A 20326-nucleotide genomic window follows, 5' to 3' on the forward strand; every position below is an offset into this window, starting at 1 on the left:
GGCAGAGCCTATACTCATTTATACTTTCGCTCGAACGCTTTGATTTCACATTTTATAAAGAAACGCCCCGTTTCCAGGGGATAAAATCGTCTTGTCCGTGACGGACAGCAGCCACTTCGACTTCGCCACTGGCCACCCGGATAATCTGCTCCAGCAGTCGTTCGCCCGCCTGTTGAATCGTTTCGTTGCCGTCAATAACCGTTCCGGTGTTGACATCGATAATGTCGGGCATTCGATTGGCCAGAACCGTATTGCTGGCAATTTTAATAACAGGCGCAATCGGATTGCCAGTTGGCGTTCCCAGACCCGTTGTGAACAGCACAACCGTAGCGCCCGACCCTACCTCAGCAGTTGTCGATTCAACATCGTTGCCGGGTGTACAAAGCAGATTCAGGCCAGGTTTGGTTACGAGCTCGGGGTAATCGAGCACGGCAACTACCGGCGATGACCCTCCTTTTTTGGAGGCTCCGGCCGACTTCATGGCATCGGTGATCAGGCCATCGCGGATGTTTCCGGGTGACGGATTCATGTCAAAGCCCGACCCGGCTTCCTGTGCCCGTTGGGCATAAGTGCTCATCAGTTCCCGGAACCGGCCGGCCGTTTCAGCATCCTCACAGCGGTCGCAAAGTTCCTGCTCTACCCCGCAGAGTTCCGGGAACTCCGATAGAATGACTGTTCCACCAAGGGCAACGACCAGATCAGAGGCATGTCCCACCGCAGGATTGGCCGAAATTCCCGAAAATCCGTCGGAGCCACCACATTCAAGCCCGATGCTCAGTTTGCTGAGCGGAGCAGGTTGCCGGACACAGGCATTCGCCTGCATCAGTCCTGCAAAGGTCTGCCGCAGCGCCTGGCTGATCAGCGATTCTTCAGTACCAATTGTCTGCTGTTCGAGCACAAATAATGGTTTATCGAACTGCGGACTTCGCTTCTGAATTTCTTCCTGTAACATGGCCACCTGCGCATTCTGGCAACCCAGACTCAGCACGGTAGCACCCGCAACGTTGGGGTGGGTAATGTAGCCTGCCAGCAATCCGCATAGTGCCTGTGCGTCCTGTCGGGTTCCTCCGCAGCCTCCTTCGTGCGAAAGAAATTTTACACCATCAATATTCGGAAACAACCGTAACTGATTGCGTTTGAGCCCATCAAAGGATTGTTCAGCTCCCTGCAAATCAGCCTGCAATACTTCTTCAACCGTATGACCGGCCTGTACCAAAGCCATCAGCTCCTGCGTTTGTCGCTGGTACGTATGCCGTCGTGAATAGCCCAGGTCATTGATAAGAGCCTCTTCCAGCACTTGAATGTTGCGATTTTCGCAAAATACGAGTGGCACCACGAGCCAGTAGTTAGCCGTTCCAAAGCGACCATCGGAGCGATGATAGCCCATAAATGTCTGCATCTGCCAACGGTCTACCGTCGGGGGTGTCCACTGATACGTCGAGCCATGCAGGTCGTAGCTGTTCGTGGCATGTTGTACATTAAACGTCGTCAGTCGGCCCCCCATTGGAATCGGCTGTTTGGCCTTTCCGACCAAAACCCCATACATCGTAATAGGATCTCCCGGCGCAAATGCCTGAATCGCCAGTTTATGCTTTGCCGGAATCGCTTCAGTAACAGCCAGGGTCAATGCCTCCCATTGCACAGCCTGACCCGGTCCCAGATCGACCAGAGCAACCAGCACTGAATCGTTCGGGTGTATTTTCAGAACGTTCTGTTTCATTTTAGTATCGCTTCTGGTTGCACCTGACCAAAGTAGGCCGACACCGTTGCCAACACACCCTTATCAAGCATTTGCGTCAGGTGATTGACTACTGCATCAGCAAAGCCAGGTAACTGGCTCAGGTCATGCCCCCAGAGAGTCGTGTTTTGTAATACGGTTTTCGTCAATTCTTCAGGTGTCAGACTGGCCCAGAGCTCAGCAAAATAACCCGCCTGCGCATCATAGATCGGGTACGCTTCGCCATTTCGTTCGCCATACCAGACTTCATCATCCTGGGTAGTGGCCCGCATGAACAACAGATAAGCAGCAAAGCCCAGTGAGATGTAACGAGGAGTTACAGCTAATTTCTGGTAGTAATGGAGCAATGTCGGTACATTCCGCATCTGCATCTTGGCTGAATATTGCATGGTAATAGCCAGCCAACGGTGCTCGATAAACGGATTCCTGAACCGATCCAGCACCTGAAATCCAAATCGTTGTGCGGTTTTCTCATCGACCTGATACGGAATACCTGGAATCAGTTCGGCCAGCATTACATTGCTGACAAAAGCCGACAGGACTTCATCATCCATTGCTTCACGAACGGTATCGAACCCGCTCAGGAAAGCCAGTCCGCAGCTTAAAGTATGTGTGCCATTCAGCAGGCGCAATTTCAGTTCACGGAACAGGTCGATATTCGGCCGGATGATCACGTTCTCGTCGGTCTGATGAAACGATAGCACCTCCTGAACGTGTTCGTCGCCTTCAATTGCCCACAGTTTAAACGCTTCCGAAATGGTCAGCAGGTCATCTTCATAGCCCAATTGCTCGGTCAGGGCATGCTGAGTGGCAGGGTCAGGACGACCGGGTACAATGCGATCAACCAGCGAGTTACAGCAAGTGTTGGCCGTTTCGAGCCAATCTATAAACGCACTTTCCAAACCATTCCGATGCGCTAATTCCAATAGAATTCCTTCCAGTTTGGTGCCGTTTTCCGGAATAAGTTCTGTCGGCACAATGACCAGCCCTTTAGTCAGATCACCATTAAAAGCCTGAAAACGAGCGTACAATACGGCCAGTAGTTTACCGGGAAACGATTCGGGGGGCGACTGGCGGATATCATCCTGAACAAGCTGAATACCTATTTCGGTCGTATTTGAAATCACGACCTGTAAATCAGGGCTAGCGGCAAATTGCAGGATCTCATCCCACGATTGTTTGGCCGACAATACACGGCTAATAGCCGAGCAAACCACATTCTCTTCAACGGTTCGACGATTTTCTACTCCCCGGATGCAAAGCGTATACAGATTATCCTGCCGCGCAAAGGCCGTCATATCTCCTCCATCGGTCGATTTTACGACAACAATTCGCCCGTTAAAAATTCCCTGCCGGTTCGCCTTGTCGATCAGGTAGTCGGGCAGTCCCCGCAACAGCACCCCCGTTCCGAATTGGAGTACCCGTTCCGGAAGTTGTAACAACTCATCAGAAGGAAGGCTGACGTCGGTTTGCGACTGAATACTTGATAGTGATTGTATTGTTAATAAGTCCATATTCTTGAATGACGATACCTCAGCAAGCAATAATTTCCAATAGGGCTTATTACTCTATGAGCAGGTTGAACAAAACAGAAAATTATCTTTTTCGTGGAAATGGCTTAACCGGGAAGATGAAGTGCGCAGCGAATTGTCTGAATAAGATTAAGCAGGATGTTTTTTATATTAAAATTTTAAATGATATTTATTCATGCAAACGTTATCGGGAACGTTGCCGGTTTTTAATTTTCCTTACGCCCAGTTACGGTGTAAGTAGTTGAACCCAGTTTAAAGCTTCTACTAAAGTAGCGACTGATGATCAACTTTTTTTTGTACTTTACCAATAATCACCTTGGACGCGATCACCATAAAGGATATTGCCCGCGCTTTAAATCTTTCGACCTCGACTGTCTCGCGGGCCTTGCGGGATAGTTATGAAATCAACCCGGAGACAAAACGCCTGGTCATTGAATATGCTGAGCGACTTAATTACCGACCGAATCCGATTGCACTCAGTTTAAAGGAGAACCGAAGCCGGGTTATCGGTGTAGTTGTGCCCCAAATTGCCAATAATTTTTTTTCACAGGCCATCAATGGCATCGAAGCAATAGCCTATAATCGGGGCTATCACGTTATCATTTTTCAAAGCCACGAATCCTACGAACGGGAAGTGGCAACAGTGCAGCAGGCGGTCGCCAGAAAAGCGGATGGGCTGCTGATCTCCCTCTCCAGTGGAACTTCCGATTTCTCGTATTTACGGCAATTACAGGAGAAAAAATTGCCTATCGTTTTATTTGATCGTGTATCGAAAGAGATCGATTCTCCCTGTATCACAGCCGATAATTTTGGCGGAGCCTTTGCCGCCACTGAACACCTGATCCAATCGGGTCGTCGACGTATTGCGCATCTGACCATTCCCCCTCATATCTCCATCACTCAGGAACGCCTTGCAGGCTATCGGGCAGCCCTGGAACAATATGATATTCCTTATGACGAGAGTCTGATCCGCTACGCTGGATTCGGTCATAATGAAGTAGAACCGATAGTCGATGATTTGTTAACCCTGTCGCCTGATGCTTTCTTTGCGGCCAGTGACCGCCTGGCAATTGGCTGCCTGTCAGCACTTAAGAAGAGGAATATTTCCATTCCGGAAAGCGTTTCACTGATTGGTTTTACTAACATCTCAGTAGCGGATCTGCTTGCCCCTCCAATGAGTACGGTTGAACAACCTGCTCAGGAAATCGGTCAGGTAGCCGCCGGCCGACTTATCGATTTAATTGAGGGAAAACAGAAAATACCCCAACCCGGCACGATCCGGATTCCAACCAAGCTAATCGTGCGGGCTTCGTCGCAGTTAGAAAGTACGCTCCTTACCTAATCAACAGGAAATTAAACGAGTGAAGCCGGGTCTAAGACCCGGCTTCACTCGTTTAAAATGACTGAAAACCACATTACTTTGCCTGCTTTAATAGCCAGGTAGCCAGATCTTTTCCAGCATTAAAGTTCTCGTATCGGGCTGGTATTTTCCGGCCGTCGGTATATTCATTGTAAAGCCACGGATCGCCCACGGCGAAAACGGTGCCCTTACCCACGTTAGCGACGGCAATTATAACATTATCACCAGCACTCACGACCGGTTTAGCCGGCGCTTTCACACTCAGCGGAGACAATTCTTTGATGTATACCTCTTTGGTGTGTGAAAAAATGGGATTACCCGCTGAGATTTTCACCGAACCCTGTTCGAACTGATCGCCTTTCACCATGTTCACGTTTTTGGGCAGGAACTGCAACCCGAACTGAGCAGCTAACTGATTAAAATGGAGATGTTCGCAATTGGATGTGTCATTGGCCATCAGGACCAAAACCCCACCAGCTTTTACCCAGTCGCTAATGGCTTTACTGTCGGTCTGGCTTACATAATTAGGTTTGGTAGTTTCCTTAGGCGTATCGGGATCAACGATGATGTAGACATCAACGCCCTTTAACGAAGCAGCGGTTGGTGCAGTTGGCACCGATACTGTTTTAGCCCCCAGATCGCGGAAGGTATTCCCCCAGAGCCAGAAACCCGAGTGCTGACGGTCTTCCCAGGTATAGTGGAAAGGCTCCTGTTCTCCAGTAATACCTTTACGAAACTCATGATTGAAGTAGGTATCAACCCCAACGGTTTTACCTTTACCCAGGCCAGCCTCTTCGGCGGTTTCCATTTCAACACTTGCCATAATAAATGGCCCAACACCCTTCAGATCATCCTTACGCAGGGGCTCACTCAGGTAATAGTCATAGCTACCGCTTCGGTACGGATTTCCGCCCAAGCCGCTCACACTCACTGTTTTTTCGAGGTGAATCAGTCCTGCTTCGTCAGTCGAGATGAAATTTTTCAGCATCCCGGCGTAGCCTTTCTTCGCATAAGTCATCATCGATGCGGGCAGATAACCCAGCCGAACACCTTTGGCCAGCCCGTAAACGAACATCGCCGTACCGGATGCTTCCATGTAGTTGCCCTTATCACCCCCGCGATCGGTCACCTGATACCAGCAACCTTCTTTAGGGTCCTGATATTTCACCACAGCGGGCATCAGCCGTTGCAGGATCGTGACTAACTCACCCCGGCGCGGCTGATCGGCCGGAATGTAATCCAGCACATCGACCAACGCCATGACATACCAACCGATAGACCGGCTCCAGAAATTAGGCGACTTCCCGGTTTTGGGGTCGGCCCACTTCTGCTCACGACTTTCATCCCAGCCATGGTACAAGAGCCCCGTTTTTGGGTCATGGGCATGTTGCTCCATCCAGACAAACTGATTGATGATGTCGTTAAAATCCTTCCCATCGCGGCTAAAGAGTCGTGTGTATTCAGCATAGAAAGGCTCGGCCATGTAAAGACCATCGAGCCACATCTGATTGGGATAGATTTTTTTATGCCAGAAACCACCTTCTTTCGTGCGGGGCTGTTCCGCTAGTTGCTTACGTAGCAGGTCGGCAGCTTTGCGGTATTTTTCCTTATCGGGCAGTGTCTGCTGATACAGCAGCAACAACGACCGGCCGGGTGTAACGTAATCAATGTTGAAATGATCCAGGTCATAGGTTCGGATCGTGCCATCGGCATTCACGAAGCGGTCCATATTTTTCTGGATGTAATTGATATAACGGGCGTCGCCGGTACGATACCACAGCAGTTCGTATGACCGCAGTAAAACGCCCATCTCATACTCCCAACGAGCCATTTTAGCTCTTGGGTAAGCAATCGAATCCGGATTTGTAGTCAGCATGGATGCAGCCATTCGCTGTGACCACGGCAGCTGAGTCGATGCGCTCGATTGGGCGATCAGGCTATAGGGCAGTACAAGCAGGCTAAGGAGAATTATTTTTTTCATGGATTCTTATTTCGTAGTCAACGAGTTAATAGGGACGTTGGCGTCAGTTTCTACTGTTTTGCGGGCGTGAGAGGTGTCGGTGTTCAGCAATCGAATATCTTTCGAACGATCGCCAGAAATGTGCAAGAGCAGTTCTGGATTGCCTGAATACTGAATTTTATCGAGCGTTAAATTCCGGCTGTTCTGAATCTGCATAACTGTTTTTGCATTTGTGATCAGTGAGACGTTTTTCAGGCGAATATTTTCGGATTCGATGCAAACAAAGCCTTTCCGGGCTTGTAGAACGGCATTTTCGATCAGGATATCCTTAACGGCCATTTCGGGTAAGCCACGAACAAGAATGGCCGTTTCGGCTCCCTTGCAGATAACATTACGCACCTGAAAGGCCCGGAACTGCGGTGTTGCTTCCGAAAGAGGCTGGGCCGGAATAGCCGGTAATTCGTTCGATTCGCCCTGTTGCGGAACCGGGTCTTTGGCGGCATAATACATATCAAACAGAATGGCCTCGCCAGCAATATCGGTCATGTCGATGCCATCGATAAAAATATTTTCGACGACACCACCACGACCACGGGCGGTTTTGAAACGAAGTCCCACATCAGTACCCATGAAGGTGCAATTCGACACGTACAGATTTCGTACACCGCCCGACATTTCGCTGCCAATGACAAATCCACCATGTGCGTGATACACCCGGCAATTACGAACAAGTATGTTCTCCGTTGGAACGCCCCGTTTACGTCCCTGCTCGTCGCGACCGGATTTGATGCAGATACCATCATCACCCACATCGAAGGTACAATTTTCGACCAGACCATTACGGCACGATTCAAGATCCAGACCGTCGCCATTCTGCGCGTACCACGGATTTTTTACATTGAGATTTCGTAAGGTAATATGCTCACACAAAAGCGGGTGCAGGCACCAGGCCGGAGAATTCTGAAAGGTGACACCCTCCAGCAGGATCCGCTTACAGCGTGTCAGACTTAACATGTTCGGCCGTAGAAAATCTTTAATATCCAGGTAGTTGCCGGGTGCTCCATCTTTTTTTATCGTTGCGGTAGCCCCCTTGAGCGACTGCGCCGACGGGTACCAGGAATCCTGCTTATCATTCACCACCCCACCCGATGCAACGAGTTTTTTCCATTGGTCGGCAGTGAGCTTACTTTTCTTCACCATTCGCCAGACCTCCCCCGCCCCATCCAGAATACCGCTACCCGTAATAGCTATGTTTTCCAGATCGGTACCGGAGATGGGAGCCTGATTTCGGACGGCGTCCTCCCCCTCCCAGGTTGTTTTAACCAATGGGTAGGCATCCCGCTGATTGGTGAATTGCAGCAAGGCTCCGCTGGCAACGTGTAGATTCACGTTGCTTTTCAGGGCAATCGGTCCAGTCAGCCAAAGCCCGCGCGGAACAAGTACCACGCCCCCTCCGCCCCGATTACATTGCTCGATGGCTTTATTAAGAATAGCCGTATTGAGTGTCAATCCATCAGCAACAGCGCCCAGCTTGCTGATGTTGATGGTATCCTTTCGGAAGGTCGGGGTAATAACCGGTGGCAAATCGTAGCCAAAAGCAGCATTCAACGAAACCGGCGGATTCGTTTTGGGACCATCTATGCGATGAACTCCTGCGTCTGGTCGAAAAGTCGCAGCAACCCCCATAAGGGCTAATCCAGTGAGTACTTTCATGATGTCTTTTTCAGGGTCAGTGCATTACGAATTGGTGATCTCATGCCACTTTGGCGATTATCAATCCGGCAATTTCTCCCTAAAGTGACAGCAAATGCAGTACTCTTTCAAGAATGCCTTTACCTTTTTTTACGCAAACGTTCCCGGCAACGTTGTCATCACGCTCCCTAAGCTTCGATTATCCTGCCAAAATAAGAAAAGCTGATTGTTACCAGAACAATCAGCTTTTCTCTCAGGAGCTTTCCCTAGTCTATTTTCAAGGACTGATTCCACCCCAAACGCGGCCATTTACCGGCTTGTCATCAGACTTTTATTCTGCTACAAATTTCCCTTTTTCATTTCTTTCACGGCATGATCAGCGGCACGTGCAGTAATGGCCATAAAGGTCAGCGATGGGTTTTGTGTAGAGGTCGATGTCATGCAGGCCCCATCCGTTACAAAAACGTTTTTGCAGGTATGGAGCTGATTCCACTTGTTGAGCAGCGACGTTTTAGGGTCTTTCCCCATCCGGACACCGCCCATTTCGTGAATATCGAGTCCGGGTGCTTTATCGGGTTTGTCGTGGGTCTGGATGTTCATAAAGCCTGCCACCGTTAGCATTTCAGTCATTTGCTCGTGAAAATCCTTGATCATCTTTTCGTCATTATCGTCGTAAGCGACCGAAATCCGTAACTGTGGAATACCCCAGGCATCTGTCAGAGCGGGATCGAGCGCTACGTAATTGGTTTCTTTCGGAATGGTTTCGCCCATCATATGCGAGCCTACGCGCCAGTTGCCGTATTTTGTTTCCATCAAGCTCGTTTTCAGGCTTTCACCCATGCCAGCGGTGTCGACATTCATCACACGATTTGCTCCAAATCCGGCGGCATATCCCCGTAGAAAGTCGGTTTCCTGTTTGAAAACGTTCCGGAAACGTGGGATGTAGCTGCTGTTGGGCCGAATTCCTTCCGTGATGGAGTCAGTAAACCCTTCGTGTTCTGCCGAAATGGTTGTCCGGAAGTTGTGAAACGCTATATATTTTCCCAGCAAACCATTGTCATTTCCTAATCCGTTCGGGAAACGCGTCGATTTGGAATTCAATAAGATCAGGTTGGAGTTCAGACAGGCCGCATTGACAAAAATGATCTTTGCGTAATAGTCTTTCGTTTCTTTCGTATGCGCATCGATAACCCGAACACCAGTAGCCTTATTCTTTTTCTCATCGAAAATAATCGAATGCACTACAGAATCGGTCCTCAGCGTCATCTTGCCCGTTTTTGCAGCCCAGGGTAGCGTCGACGAGTTGCTGCTAAAATAGCCGCCGTATGGGCACCCCCGCTGGCACAATGATCGATTCTGGCACTGCCCCCGACCTTGCTGTAAATGAATGGGTTGCGGCTTTGTCAGGTGAGCACATCGGCCAATAATAACGGGCCGGGTATTGTTGTAATGTTTTGCCATCTGCTCACTGAAATGCTTTTCAACACAGGCCATTTCGTGAGGAGGCAAAAATTCGCCGTCGGGTAGTTGAGGCAGCCCATCTTTGTTACCCGAAATACCAGCAAACCGCTCTACATAGCTATACCAGGGGGCTATATCGGCGTACCGAATGGGCCAGTCAATGGCAAAACCATCGCGGGCAGGACCGTCGAAATCATAATCCGACCAGCGTTGCGTTCCCCGTGCCCACATCAGGGACTTACCGCCAACCTGATAGCCCCGAATCCAGTCGAACGGTTTGTCCTGTACGTAGGGATGCTCGGCATCTTTCACGAAAAAATGAGCGGCATCTTCCCGAAAAGCATAGCATCTGCTGGCAATTGGATTGGCATCCGTAATGGCTTTAGGCATTTGGCCCAGGTGCGCGAACTCCCAGGGCTGCATCATAGTGGTTGGATAATCGGTAACGTGTTTTACATCACGACCGCGCTCCAGCACCAGTGTGCGCAGACCTTTGCCCGTTAATTCTTTGGCCGCCCAGCCACCGCTAATTCCCGATCCAACAACAATGGCATCGAATGTGCGCTCTTTGACGGAGTCTATATTGAGAAAAGACATGATTCTTTGTTAAAAATGATTTAAAATAAACTCACTTGTCAAACCCGTAGGTTCCTACTTTATTACAGACACACAGCCATGATAAAATCCCGGAGCCATGTTGTATTTCAACTGGTTAACCATGAAATACTCTGAATTTCTATAGCCCTGAATCGTGAGGTTCTTAATCAATTCAACAAATTGTTTAGCCGCCGGGTCCGATGCATTTACCATTTGAGTTAACACCTCTAGCCGTTGTGGTGTATCGCAGGCGGTGAATGCCTTCGTGTAAGCTTGCTGAGCCGTCTGATCGACCAGCACCAGCCCTTGTTTGAGCGCATTCTGGGCTGGTTCGCCATAGCAATCCTGAATCATGCGCATCGCAAACTGATGCACCTTAAGCGATTTAGCCCCAGGCGTGTTCGTTTCCGGAATGATCGTTTCTACGAGTTCGCCCAGTAAATCTTCATCACTGGCGGGCAAAAAAGAAACGGCCCCAATCGACTCCGGTGTCCAGTTTGAGGCCCAGGCAGGAAGACTTATTAGCCCTCCAAATGCCACGGCTACCTGTTTTATGGCAGAACGTCGTTGCATACTTGCGGTAAGAGTTAAGTACATTTAGTTGTTAGTAGATTCTGATCAGCATACGTTATTTCGTACGTACAAATGGTGCAGATTAGCTCCTCAACATTTATTTGTTCGATAACGCACGACCAGTCAGACAAAATAAGGTCAACAAGAACTAAAAATAAATCAAAATAAGAAAAAGCGTTGGCCAATAATTTCTAATTATCCAGCCAGTAAATTCATAAGAAATGGATTTTATATAAACTTTTTTCAAAACACGACCTGAAAATATAATCTCCTAAAGAACAATAGTTTAACTAGACATAAGCCGTAATTAATTTAGTATTTTCGTCTAAATTTACTATTGTCATAAAAGACATATTTTCAATTGAATAACCTTTCTGAACAAGCAATCAACCAATTTTGTAGCTATAACGAATACATACCTGCCTATCATTATGGCGAAGAACAATAAAGCTGTACAAAAAGGCCCCGATGTTATTTTAATCGGTGCCGGTATCATGAGTGCCACATTGGGCGTATTGTTGAAAGAATTGCAGCCCGACATAACCATCGAAATTTACGAACGGCTCGATAGCGCAGCCGCCGAAAGTTCCGATGCCTGGAACAATGCAGGCACTGGCCATTCGGCCTTTTGCGAATTGAATTATACGCCCGAAAAAGAAGACGGTACGGTCGAATCGGCCAAAGCGGTTAAGATTGCCGAATCGTTTGAGCAGTCGAAGCAGTTCTGGGCCTACCTCGTTCAGAACGGGTTTCTTAGCGATGCGCCTAACTTCATTCGCTCTATCCCTCACATGAGTTTTGTCTGGGGGAATGAGAATGTGAACTATCTGCGTAAACGCTACGACGCGCTTCAGAAAAATTATCTCTTCCACGGCATGCAATACTCCGAAGATCGGGCGCAACTCGCCGACTGGATGCCGCTTGTCATGGAAGATCGCGATCCGGATCAGCCAGTTGCGGCTACGCGCATGGAAATCGGTACGGATGTAAACTTCGGTGCACTGACACGGGCCATGTTTCGGCGTCTGTATGACATGCCAGGCGTCCGCTTATATTTTGCCCACGAGGTTCGCGACCTGTGGCGTTCCAAATCGCTTGGCGGATGGAAAATCCGGGTAGAAAATGTGACGACCAATCAGGTTCGCGACGTACAGACCCAGTTTATATTCATCGGTGCCGGGGGTGGCTCTTTACGGCTGCTCGAAAAATCAGACATTCCCGAAAGTCGTGGATTTGGCGGCTTCCCGGTAAGTGGTCAGTGGCTAAAATGCGTCAACCCTGATGTTATTTCCAGGCATCAGGCCAAAGTCTACGGAAAAGCTTCCGTGGGTGCTCCTCCCATGTCGGTACCTCACCTGGACACGCGCATGATTGAGGGCAATCAGGAGCTTCTGTTTGGCCCCTATGCAGGTTTTTCGACCAAGTTCCTGAAAAGTGGCTCCTACATGGATTTACCGAAATCCATTCAATTGAGCAATATGGCGCCCATGCTGATGGCGGGTATGCACAACATTCCGCTGACGAAATACCTGATTCAACAGGTGTTGCAATCGCCTGAGGATCGCCTGGCTGCATTGCGGGAATATTATCCGGATGCTAAAATGGAGGACTGGGAATTAGAGATTGCTGGTCAACGCGTACAGGTGATCAAGAAAGATGAACACGAAGGTGGAGTACTCGAATTTGGCACCGAAGTAGTCAGTGCCGCCGATGGTAGTATTGCCGCTTTGCTGGGTGCCTCACCTGGCGCATCGACCGCCGTTTCGATCATGCTCGACTTGTTAAAACGCTGCTTCCCTGAACAGCTGGCAACCGAAACCTGGCAACAAAAACTGAAAGAAATGATTCCGAGCTATGGTCAGGTGCTGGCTAATAATCCGGAACTGGGCATTGCGCTTCGAAAGCATACAAGCGAAGTGCTGGGCCTGGGGGTGTATGAGTATACCCCAACAGAAAATTAATCAATAAATTTAGTATTCGTTAATCGGATTGGGTTGCGAGGGCGAAGTGGTGCCACGGTTATAAACTGTGGCACCACTTCGCCCTCGCAACCCAATCCTGTTTTTGACGCACACCTAACGGTCACTTACCCGCCAATTGCTCAGCCACATACCGCTTGTATACTTTGCCCACACGCAGCTCTTTTGTTCCAATCCAGAAAGCATCTGGCTCTCTTCTGTCTACCTGAGTTATATGGACAATACACGACCGGCTGATTCGAATAAATTGCCGCTTAGGTAATCGTTCTTCGGCTTCCTTCAGAGTCAGGCGTGTAACATAGGTTTTTGCTTTCGTAATGACTTTCAAATAGTTTTCCAGACTTTCTATATACTGAATAGCTAGGTATGGAATGGCTTCTCGAACACCATCGACCATACAGGAAAAATAGCCAGACTCTTCAGATGCGGGCATTACAGACGCTATAGGTACCTCTTCCGTTTTAGCAGGTGCGCGCAGGTAGCGATAGGTGACAAAAACGCCCAGACCCGTAATCGTATATACCCAAAAATTGACCAGGTAAGGGAGCGAGCGGGAGATACTAAACTCAGTACGCAGGATAAAATTCATGTTGAACGAGCCGAGTGCCATTAACAGAAAAAACCAGCCGAAGTAAAGTACTTTTTTATCCTGCAAAAACAGCCGCTCGAACAGAATCCGATTGTGAAAAACAATCCACCCATAGAGCAGCAACAGATACAAATAAGGGGATACTTTAGAAAACCCTGGCCGCCCTTCTATTGCATAAAGGTCAGTAAGATAATGAGCAGCCAGTAATGCCGCCAGCCCCAGGAAGTTGCGAACGACGAAATGATCCAGAAGGCGGGTACGTTTCATATGGGCAAATTACGTCGCAGAATTAATTCAGTCATCAACTACGTGACAAACGGACTTTGTCACAGACAACAGCAGTTGGTCACCAAAGTCTTGCATTGGCAATTTACGCCCTCCAATTTTGACCATACTCCGATCATCACTAAAGCCGTTCGGGTAGTCTTCTGGTATGCAACTGCTTCACAACCTCAATGTCGCCGTACACGTATTATTCGGTACAATTGGTTTACTCATTGGCCTGTTAGCTCTTCTTTATCGAAACCGTCCTCAACGGCATATTCGTTACGGCCGATACTTTCTCTATGCCCTAACCATCGTTGTAGGCACCGCTTTCATGGGTATCCTCTTTTTTCGTTCAAATCCTTTTTTGCTCTTGTTAACATTATTGGGTGGGTACGTCGGTTATTCTGGCTTCCGGACTATTCGGCTCCGGGAACAACCAGCCTCCACTATCGATCTGCTGATTTCAATTGGTGTGTTAATCGCCGGTGGGATCTATTTAGGATCAATGGAACTGGCGGGTGGTAACTGGTCACCATCGGTGGTGTATCCAACCTTATCTGCCTTAGTTCTGGTTGCTGGCTACGACCTGATAAAACGATTATGGCTGTTTAATAAGCTAAAAACATGGTGGCTATACGAACATATTTATAAAATGATATCGGCCTATAGCGCCATTCTTTCTGCCTTTTCAGGTACGGTATTTCCTCAATACAAACCCTATAGCCAGATTTTACCATCAGCCCTTTGCATCAGTGCAATTATTTATTTCATCTGGCAGCAAGTGAGACATAGAAAAAGAGTGTCTGCTGTCAGTAAGGCTTTTGGTAGATCAGCGGCAAATCGTAGCTATAGTTCTAAGAACGTGTTGGGGAATTGAGAAAGGCTGCTAGTCGAGTCAACTTTGTATCGAGCAAGAAATAAATGTATGACCTCTCAGTGGCAACCACTGACCGACTACCAGTGGGCGACACTATCGCCTTTTTTTGATGGCTCCGGCCTTTAGGTTTGTGGTGTGGTAAGATTCTAAGATGTGTTAGCTTACCAAAAGAAATACAGAGCGGGCTCCCTATGGCATACCGGCCAGGCTAACGACCAATGCGGGGCGGCCCGTGCCGGTGGATTCAGGACCCGGCCTGGCGTGGCCCGCTCTGTTACTACTTGCCAAGGTTCGCATAGAAATGAGGGCGTAAGGGCCCAGTAGTAAGGTATCGAACAAAAGGGCAAGGGAATCATCTTCAGTTCTAAACTACAACTTATCATGGACATTCAGTACTTTATTGGTGTTGACATTGCCAAAGGCACTTTAGACTGGTCGGACGGCCGATGCCGCCGTCTTCAATGGAAAAACCGTTGTATTCCAGACCCATTCAGCTAATTCGGTAGTAGGTATTAAAACCGTGCTTCGATTGTTGAAAGGCTTACCTGATTGGAACACCAAACAAGTGATCTTTTGCATGGAACATACCACGCGGTGGCCGCCGGCATTTATAATGCCCATCTTCTAGATTTTCTCCACCGGCTTCAATTGCCTATTTGGCTGGAGGGAAGTTTACAAATCAAGCGAGCAGGTGGTTTACAACGGGGCAAAACCGCCCGGCGGCCCGGCGACACCATTGACGCACAACGGATTGCCGAGTACGCCTTCAGGTTTCGTGACCGAATGCGTTTATGGCAACCCCCTCGCCCTGTTATTCAACAGTTGGCCTTCCTGAGCGCAGCTCGTCAGCGATTAATCCAACGGGGCCGCCCGGCGGTCTATAATCAGTTAGCCAACCCGTTAACAGAACAACAAAATTTCGTTAACCCTTCTTTCCAAAAGCAGCTCATTAAAAGTTGCAGAGCCTCTCTAATGGCTTTGGAGAAGGATCGGAAGGCGGTCGATAAAGCGATTGATCTACTCATTGAAGAGGACCGTCAACTTAAAGAACTTTTTGGCTTACTCACTTCTGTTCCCGGTATTGGCATTGCTACTGCTACCGAGGTAGTGATTGCGACTAATGAATTGAAGACCATCGCTGATCCTAAACAAATGGCCCGTGCGACGTCCGCTGCCATGCGGGAGTTGCGCCCTTTGAATATAAGTCAGGTACTAGTGTCAGAAGTCGGCCTGGCGTTAGCCAGCACGCTCGCAAACGGCTTAAAAGTCTTTTTCACTTAGGTGCTATATCAGCGATTCGAGTCAAAGGTGAATCGAGGGAGTACTATCAACGCAAGGTTGGCGAAGGCAAGAGTAAAATGTCCGTCATCAATGCGGTACGTAACAATCGGACCGCCGAGCGGTTAATTCACCGAGTATATGCCGTAGTAAAACGGGGTGAAAATATGATAAATTTTATACCCTTTCCCTTGCTTAAACCATAGAAATCCACCCGGCTCCAGCGCAAGCGCAACCATGATCTTGGGCAAATGGTAGATGCGATTTTATGGCTGCTACGCACAGGATGTCAGTGGCGCAATCTTCCCCCTGACTGGCCCCATTGGCAGGCCGTTTACTATTACTTCGAGCAGTGGAAAGCCAAGGGCACCTTTGTGCAAATGAATGCTGCCTTAAATCAACTGGATCGACTCAACGCCAATCGCGAAGCCTGCCCCTCGGCACTATGTATTGATTCCCAACCAATTAAGCTAGGGCCACGGATTGACAGCTACCGGGGTACTGACCCACACAAACGTGTCAACGGGTGTCAACAGGCGTCAACGGACCTTCGTCGTTGATACTCAGGGCCGACTCTGGCTTGCGGAGGTAAATGCGGCCAATCAAGCCGATGGTCCGCTCGCTAAACAGCTTATTGTGTCGATACTTTGGCGAGCAGGCGAACGGCTGGAAAAGATTTTTGGCGACCAAGCCTACAATGGGGTCTTTGCGAGTGAACTGGCCAACTGGAGTATCGATGTTGAAAAAGCCTCCCGACCTGAATCAGCGCGTGGTTTTGTGCCGGTGGCAAAACGATGGGTAGTGGAGCGCAGCCTTGATGAAGGTACTAAAATCATTGTCATGTTCACTATTTAGCTTGATTCGGCAATAGATTGTAGCCAATTTCTCTTTAGTTCGCTTATTGCGACGCAATTTGAAGAGAATACGCATTTTTTGCGTATCATTTGTTTATATTTTAATGTGATTAAAAAAAACCCGAAACTAGCACATTAAAATGGGATTATAAACACTAAATCGGCAGGCTAAAATGGTAAAAAGGTGTACCCCAAATTTTACCCTTTTGGTAGAGCAAGAGGGCCAGTGTGTTAGGAGGAAAAAACGAAAAAGCCCGCATATAGCAGGCTTTTTGGACAAATTTACAAGGTTCTTGTGCACTCGTAGGGATTCGAACCCCAAACCTCCTGATCCGTAGTCAGGTGCTCTATCCAATTGAGCTACGAATGCATCGCTATGTGCGGTTCCCGTTGATTGGGAGTGCAAAAGTAGGCAGGAAAATAGGCTTTGTCAAGCTATCTGCCTGAAAAATTTGCTTTACGTTTCATTAGAAAGGCCCCTATCCCTTCCATCGAGTCAGCAGAATGGCCCAGTTCATTTTGATTGTCAGCCTCTTGCTCCAATTGATGATCAAGGTCTGAATAGAGCGATTGATTCAAAACTTTTTTCATTGCGCCTATAGCACGAGTCGGAGCAGTAGCGTAATAGGCGACTATTTCATCAACCGTTTGATCTAAATTGGTGGCGGCTACGGAGCGGCTCACCAAGCCAATTTGGGCGGCTTCAGGTCCGTATACCCGTCGGCCAGTACTACTCAATTCAAACGCACGTTGCGGCCCAATAAGCCGGGGTAGAAAAAAAGTGGAGCCAGCATCAGGCATCAAACCGATATTGACGAATATCTGACTAAAATAAGCCTCGTCGGCACAAATGACAAGGTCGCACGCCAATGCCAGCGAACAGCCTGCTCCCGCTGCAATGCCGTTAACACGACCAATAATTGGCTTTGCCAGATTTCGCATTGCCTTAATCATCGGGTGATAGCCATTCCGTAACGATTCACCCAGATTTAACTGACCACCCGAAGCGGCTGCATTTGCAAAACCTGCTTTCAGGTCGGCACCTGAACAGAACGCCTTGTCGCCCGCGCCAGTTAGCACAACCACGCGAACAGTATCGGCATTGCCAGCCGCTTCAATAGCAACTGTAAGCTCATGAATCAGGTCAGGACTAAGCGCATTATATACCTGTGGTCGATTGAGCGTAATGCGGCAGACACCATCATTACAATCATAAAGCAGATTTTCAAACATGGGTACGGCTATTTTGCTGAATTGGTATGCAAGCATACAGCTTTTAGCAGATTCCACAAAATGAGCGATGCCACAACATTCCGTTATGGCATCGCTCAATTTATACTGTAGTCATTAAATTAACCAGAAGACAGTCATCATACTTATACTGAGTCCCAGGATCAAACCCGCTCCGATCTGGGAGGGCGTATGTGCATTAAGATGGAGCCGTGCACTGGCAACCATACCTGCTAACATAATCAGGGCTGCTAAAACCAGCACTAAGTCGGTTTCTCCGAATTTGGTAATGATGCCCGCCACAATACCAACGACTCCGCCGATACCTACGCTATGCGCACTGATTTGCCAGTAGATACTAATCAATCCAACCAGCAAAATCGAGAGCGTTATTGATCCAAGCAGGATTGCAATTCCAGGAGCTATGCTCGACAGAAGCTGCATTCTAAACGCGAACAGAAAGGTCAGACCCGTATAGACGATGGCCGTTAAAAAATAAGGTAACCGACGGTCATCTAGGGTATCCAGTTGTAACGACCTGACGTAACCGCTCCGAAAAAGGTAGTAGATCAGCAATGAAGGCACTCCAAATGTACCTATAAAAATAAGGATCAGCAGACTAATGCGTAATGTACCCGAAAAAGCGTCGACACCCAGAATAGAAGGAGCCAGATACAGCAAAATGCCGAACAGGAGCGTCGGCATCAGCAACGGGTGAAAAACGATAGAAAGAAAACGGGCCAGACTCGTATTCAATGATGAATTATCGATTATAAATGCGCTTCGAAACAGTCAATAACCACAAAGTTAACGAATGCTATCGTTCATCTTTCATCATTGTATTGTCAGCCCGGTTATAATTCATTACCTGCTATAATTGTTTTCTGAGCCGAGCCACCGGAATATTAAGCTGTTCACGGTATTTGGCCACCGTACGGCGAGCAATGTTATAGCCCCGGTCATTAAGAATCTTTTCGAGCTTATCGTCCGAAAGCGGGTTTAGCTTCGGTTCATTATCGATCAGGTCTTTTAGAATATTTTTTACTTCCCGACTGCTAACGTCTTCGCCTGAATCAGTAGCAATGCCCTCAGAAAAGAAATATTTGAGTGGATAAATTCCGAATTCGGTCTGCACCGATTTACTATTGGCCACACGCGACACCGTCGACACATCCATATCGATCAGCGTGGCAATGTCTTTCAGGATCATCGGCCGAAGCTTCGATTCGTCGCCCGACAGAAAGAAATCATACTGAAAACGCACAATCGCGTTCATCGTCTTAAGCAATGTTTGCTGCCGTTGTTTAATGGCATCGATAAACCATTTGGCCGCGTCGAGCTTTTGCTTAACGAATGAGACGGTTTCTTTAAGCGATTTGTTCTGCTTACTACTCTTATCGTACGTATCGAGCATGTCGGCAAACGAACGGCTGATGCGTAATTCGGGAGCATTCTTGGAATTAAGCGTCAGGTCGAGCTTACCGTTACTATTGGTCAGAATAAAATCGGGGATCAGGTATTGAACGGAACCAGCTTCTCCCTCAACAGAACCAGGTTTAGGATTCAGCTTGATGATAATGTCGATTACCCGTTTCAGAGATTCATCACTGATATTGAGCCGACGCTGGATTTTATCAAAGTGTTTTTTAGAGAACTCCTCGAAGAAATCCTCAATAATCCGCATCGCCAGGATTATATACGGGTCAGATGTGTCTTTGCGCTGCAGTTGCAACAATAAGCATTCCTGTAACGAACGTGCTCCAATACCTGGTGGATCGAAGGTCTGGATTTTCTGAAGCACTTCCTCCAACTCCTCGGTATCAGTGAACACATTCTGCGAGAAAGCAAGGTCATTGACGATTGCCTGCATGGATCGACGTATGTACCCGTCAGCCTCAATACTCCCGATAAGCTGAAGACCAACAACACGCTGGTTTTCTGTCAACTGGAGATATCCAAATTGCTGCATTAATGCATCAAGCAGGCTCGAACTGGTAGCGAGTGGCATATCGCGGTCTTCTTCGCCATAATTGCCGTCGCCCTGCATTTTATACCCCGTGTAATCTTCATTCTGGAGGTAGGTGTCAATATCCAGGTCATCGTTACGATCCTTATAATCGTCGTCAAATTCGTCAGCAAAGGAGTCTTCCTCTTTCTGATCATACTCTTCCTCCATTCCCTCCTCGAGCGCCGGATTGATCTCTAACTCCTCCTCAATGCGCGTGTCGAGCTCGGCCGTGGGGATTTGCAACAGTTTGATAAACTGTATCTGTTGAGGAGACAGTTTCTGTTGAAGCGACTGGGAGAGGCTTAACTTCTGCATGGGTGGTAAATGTAAG

Annotated in this window: 16 protein-coding genes, 1 tRNA gene and 1 pseudogene; 7 read left to right on the top strand and 11 right to left on the bottom strand. The window is 48.2% G+C overall.

The window, feature by feature from the left end:
* Positions 1-52 precede the first annotated feature (52 nt).
* Together G8759_RS24350 and G8759_RS24355 are read right to left on the bottom strand one after the other, a co-directional pair.
* Positions 53-1720, bottom strand: a complete 1668-nt coding sequence (locus tag G8759_RS24350) for a UxaA family hydrolase (protein WP_167213932.1) — start codon at positions 1718-1720, stop codon at positions 53-55.
* Positions 1717-3252: a tagaturonate reductase gene (locus G8759_RS24355; RefSeq protein ID WP_167213935.1), complete on the bottom strand. Its 1536-nt coding sequence runs from the start codon at positions 3250-3252 to the stop codon at positions 1717-1719. The genes G8759_RS24350 and G8759_RS24355 overlap by 4 nt, the downstream gene beginning before the upstream one ends.
* A gap of 334 nt (positions 3253-3586) precedes the next feature.
* On the opposite strand from G8759_RS24355, the gene G8759_RS24360 reads away from it, so the two are divergent.
* The gene (locus G8759_RS24360) at positions 3587-4612 is read left to right on the top strand and encodes a LacI family DNA-binding transcriptional regulator (protein ID WP_167213939.1); all 1026 of its coding nucleotides are present in this window, start codon (positions 3587-3589) and stop codon (positions 4610-4612) included.
* A gap of 73 nt (positions 4613-4685) precedes the next feature.
* Here the strand turns inward: G8759_RS24360 and G8759_RS24365 are convergent, their stop codons facing one another.
* From G8759_RS24365 to G8759_RS24380, 4 genes are all read right to left on the bottom strand, one after another.
* Positions 4686-6611 (bottom strand): glycoside hydrolase family 88/105 protein, encoded by a 1926-nt coding sequence (locus tag G8759_RS24365; RefSeq protein WP_167213942.1) that lies wholly within the window; start codon positions 6609-6611, stop codon positions 4686-4688.
* A 6-nt stretch (positions 6612-6617) separates the two neighbouring features.
* The gene (locus G8759_RS24370) at positions 6618-8303 is read right to left on the bottom strand and encodes a glycoside hydrolase family 28 protein (RefSeq protein ID WP_167213945.1); all 1686 of its coding nucleotides are present in this window, start codon (positions 8301-8303) and stop codon (positions 6618-6620) included.
* 318 nt (positions 8304-8621) lie between these two features.
* On the bottom strand, positions 8622-10340 hold the full coding sequence (locus tag G8759_RS24375; protein ID WP_167213949.1) for a GMC oxidoreductase: 1719 nt from the start codon (positions 10338-10340) through the stop codon (positions 8622-8624).
* 54 nt (positions 10341-10394) lie between these two features.
* A complete protein-coding gene (locus G8759_RS24380; RefSeq protein WP_167213952.1) occupies positions 10395-10913 on the bottom strand; it encodes a gluconate 2-dehydrogenase subunit 3 family protein in 519 nt (172 codons plus the stop codon).
* 431 nt (positions 10914-11344) lie between these two features.
* On the opposite strand from G8759_RS24380, the gene G8759_RS24385 reads away from it, so the two are divergent.
* Positions 11345-12874 carry a malate:quinone oxidoreductase gene (locus G8759_RS24385; protein ID WP_167213956.1) on the top strand — a complete coding sequence of 510 codons (1530 nt, stop codon included), beginning with the start codon at positions 11345-11347 and terminating at the stop codon, positions 12872-12874.
* Between the two features lie 121 nt (positions 12875-12995).
* Here the strand turns inward: G8759_RS24385 and G8759_RS24390 are convergent, their stop codons facing one another.
* Positions 12996-13748, bottom strand: a complete 753-nt coding sequence (locus G8759_RS24390; RefSeq protein WP_167213959.1) for a LytR/AlgR family response regulator transcription factor — start codon at positions 13746-13748, stop codon at positions 12996-12998.
* 166 nt (positions 13749-13914) lie between these two features.
* Here G8759_RS24390 and G8759_RS24395 point away from each other — a divergent pair, with 166 nt between their 5' ends.
* The 5 genes and pseudogenes from G8759_RS24395 (at position 13915) to G8759_RS36010 (ending at position 16758) form a co-directional block, all read left to right on the top strand.
* The gene (locus G8759_RS24395) at positions 13915-14625 is read left to right on the top strand and encodes a hypothetical protein (RefSeq protein ID WP_197933048.1); all 711 of its coding nucleotides are present in this window, start codon (positions 13915-13917) and stop codon (positions 14623-14625) included.
* A 549-nt stretch (positions 14626-15174) separates the two neighbouring features.
* On the top strand, positions 15175-15906 hold the full coding sequence (locus tag G8759_RS24400) for a hypothetical protein (protein ID WP_232073927.1): 732 nt from the start codon (positions 15175-15177) through the stop codon (positions 15904-15906).
* Positions 15846-16109, top strand: a pseudogene (locus tag G8759_RS36000) (IS110 family transposase); the annotation flags it as partial. The gene G8759_RS24400 and the pseudogene G8759_RS36000, both read left to right, overlap by 61 nt.
* A 45-nt stretch (positions 16110-16154) precedes the next feature.
* A complete protein-coding gene (locus G8759_RS36005) occupies positions 16155-16463 on the top strand; it encodes a transposase (RefSeq protein ID WP_232073928.1) in 309 nt (102 codons plus the stop codon).
* Positions 16387-16758, top strand: coding sequence for a hypothetical protein (locus G8759_RS36010; protein ID WP_232074344.1), 372 nt, complete (start codon positions 16387-16389; stop codon positions 16756-16758). The genes G8759_RS36005 and G8759_RS36010 overlap by 77 nt, the downstream gene beginning before the upstream one ends.
* 295 nt (positions 16759-17053) lie before the next feature.
* On the opposite strand, the gene G8759_RS24410 is transcribed toward G8759_RS36010, so the two are convergent.
* The 4 genes from G8759_RS24410 to rpoN form a co-directional block, all read right to left on the bottom strand.
* A tRNA-Arg gene (locus tag G8759_RS24410) sits at positions 17054-17127 on the bottom strand.
* A 65-nt stretch (positions 17128-17192) separates the two neighbouring features.
* Positions 17193-17990 (bottom strand): enoyl-CoA hydratase/isomerase family protein, encoded by a 798-nt coding sequence (locus tag G8759_RS24415; protein WP_167219226.1) that lies wholly within the window; start codon positions 17988-17990, stop codon positions 17193-17195.
* Positions 17991-18104: 114 nt separating this feature from the next.
* Positions 18105-18743 (bottom strand): phosphatase PAP2 family protein, encoded by a 639-nt coding sequence (locus G8759_RS24420; RefSeq protein ID WP_317166719.1) that lies wholly within the window; start codon positions 18741-18743, stop codon positions 18105-18107.
* A 115-nt stretch (positions 18744-18858) separates the two neighbouring features.
* The gene (rpoN, locus tag G8759_RS24425) at positions 18859-20310 is read right to left on the bottom strand and encodes an RNA polymerase factor sigma-54 (protein ID WP_167213962.1); all 1452 of its coding nucleotides are present in this window, start codon (positions 20308-20310) and stop codon (positions 18859-18861) included.
* Positions 20311-20326: the final 16 nt, after the last annotated feature.

Origin of the sequence: Spirosoma aureum (assembly GCF_011604685.1) — a bacterium.
Taxonomy (GTDB): domain Bacteria; phylum Bacteroidota; class Bacteroidia; order Cytophagales; family Spirosomataceae; genus Spirosoma; species Spirosoma aureum.

What these genes read in the sequence shown, in the direction of transcription:
- G8759_RS24350 (WP_167213932.1), bottom strand. Translation starts at nt 1,720, where the DNA reads ATGAAACAGAACGTTCTGAAAATACACCCGAACGATTCAGTGCTGGTT.
- G8759_RS24355 (WP_167213935.1), bottom strand. Translation starts at nt 3,252, where the DNA reads ATGGACTTATTAACAATACAATCACTATCAAGTATTCAGTCGCAAACC.
- G8759_RS24365 (WP_167213942.1), bottom strand. Translation starts at nt 6,611, where the DNA reads ATGAAAAAAATAATTCTCCTTAGCCTGCTTGTACTGCCCTATAGCCTG.
- G8759_RS24370 (WP_167213945.1), bottom strand. Translation starts at nt 8,303, where the DNA reads ATGAAAGTACTCACTGGATTAGCCCTTATGGGGGTTGCTGCGACTTTT.
- G8759_RS24375 (WP_167213949.1), bottom strand. Translation starts at nt 10,340, where the DNA reads ATGTCTTTTCTCAATATAGACTCCGTCAAAGAGCGCACATTCGATGCC.
- G8759_RS24380 (WP_167213952.1), bottom strand. Translation starts at nt 10,913, where the DNA reads ATGCAACGACGTTCTGCCATAAAACAGGTAGCCGTGGCATTTGGAGGG.
- G8759_RS24385 (WP_167213956.1), top strand. Translation starts at nt 11,345, where the DNA reads ATGGCGAAGAACAATAAAGCTGTACAAAAAGGCCCCGATGTTATTTTA.
- G8759_RS24390 (WP_167213959.1), bottom strand. Translation starts at nt 13,748, where the DNA reads ATGAAACGTACCCGCCTTCTGGATCATTTCGTCGTTCGCAACTTCCTG.
- G8759_RS24395 (WP_197933048.1), top strand. Translation starts at nt 13,915, where the DNA reads ATGCAACTGCTTCACAACCTCAATGTCGCCGTACACGTATTATTCGGT.
- G8759_RS36005 (WP_232073928.1), top strand. Translation starts at nt 16,155, where the DNA reads ATGGTAGATGCGATTTTATGGCTGCTACGCACAGGATGTCAGTGGCGC.
- G8759_RS24415 (WP_167219226.1), bottom strand. Translation starts at nt 17,990, where the DNA reads ATGTTTGAAAATCTGCTTTATGATTGTAATGATGGTGTCTGCCGCATT.
- rpoN (WP_167213962.1), bottom strand. Translation starts at nt 20,310, where the DNA reads ATGCAGAAGTTAAGCCTCTCCCAGTCGCTTCAACAGAAACTGTCTCCT.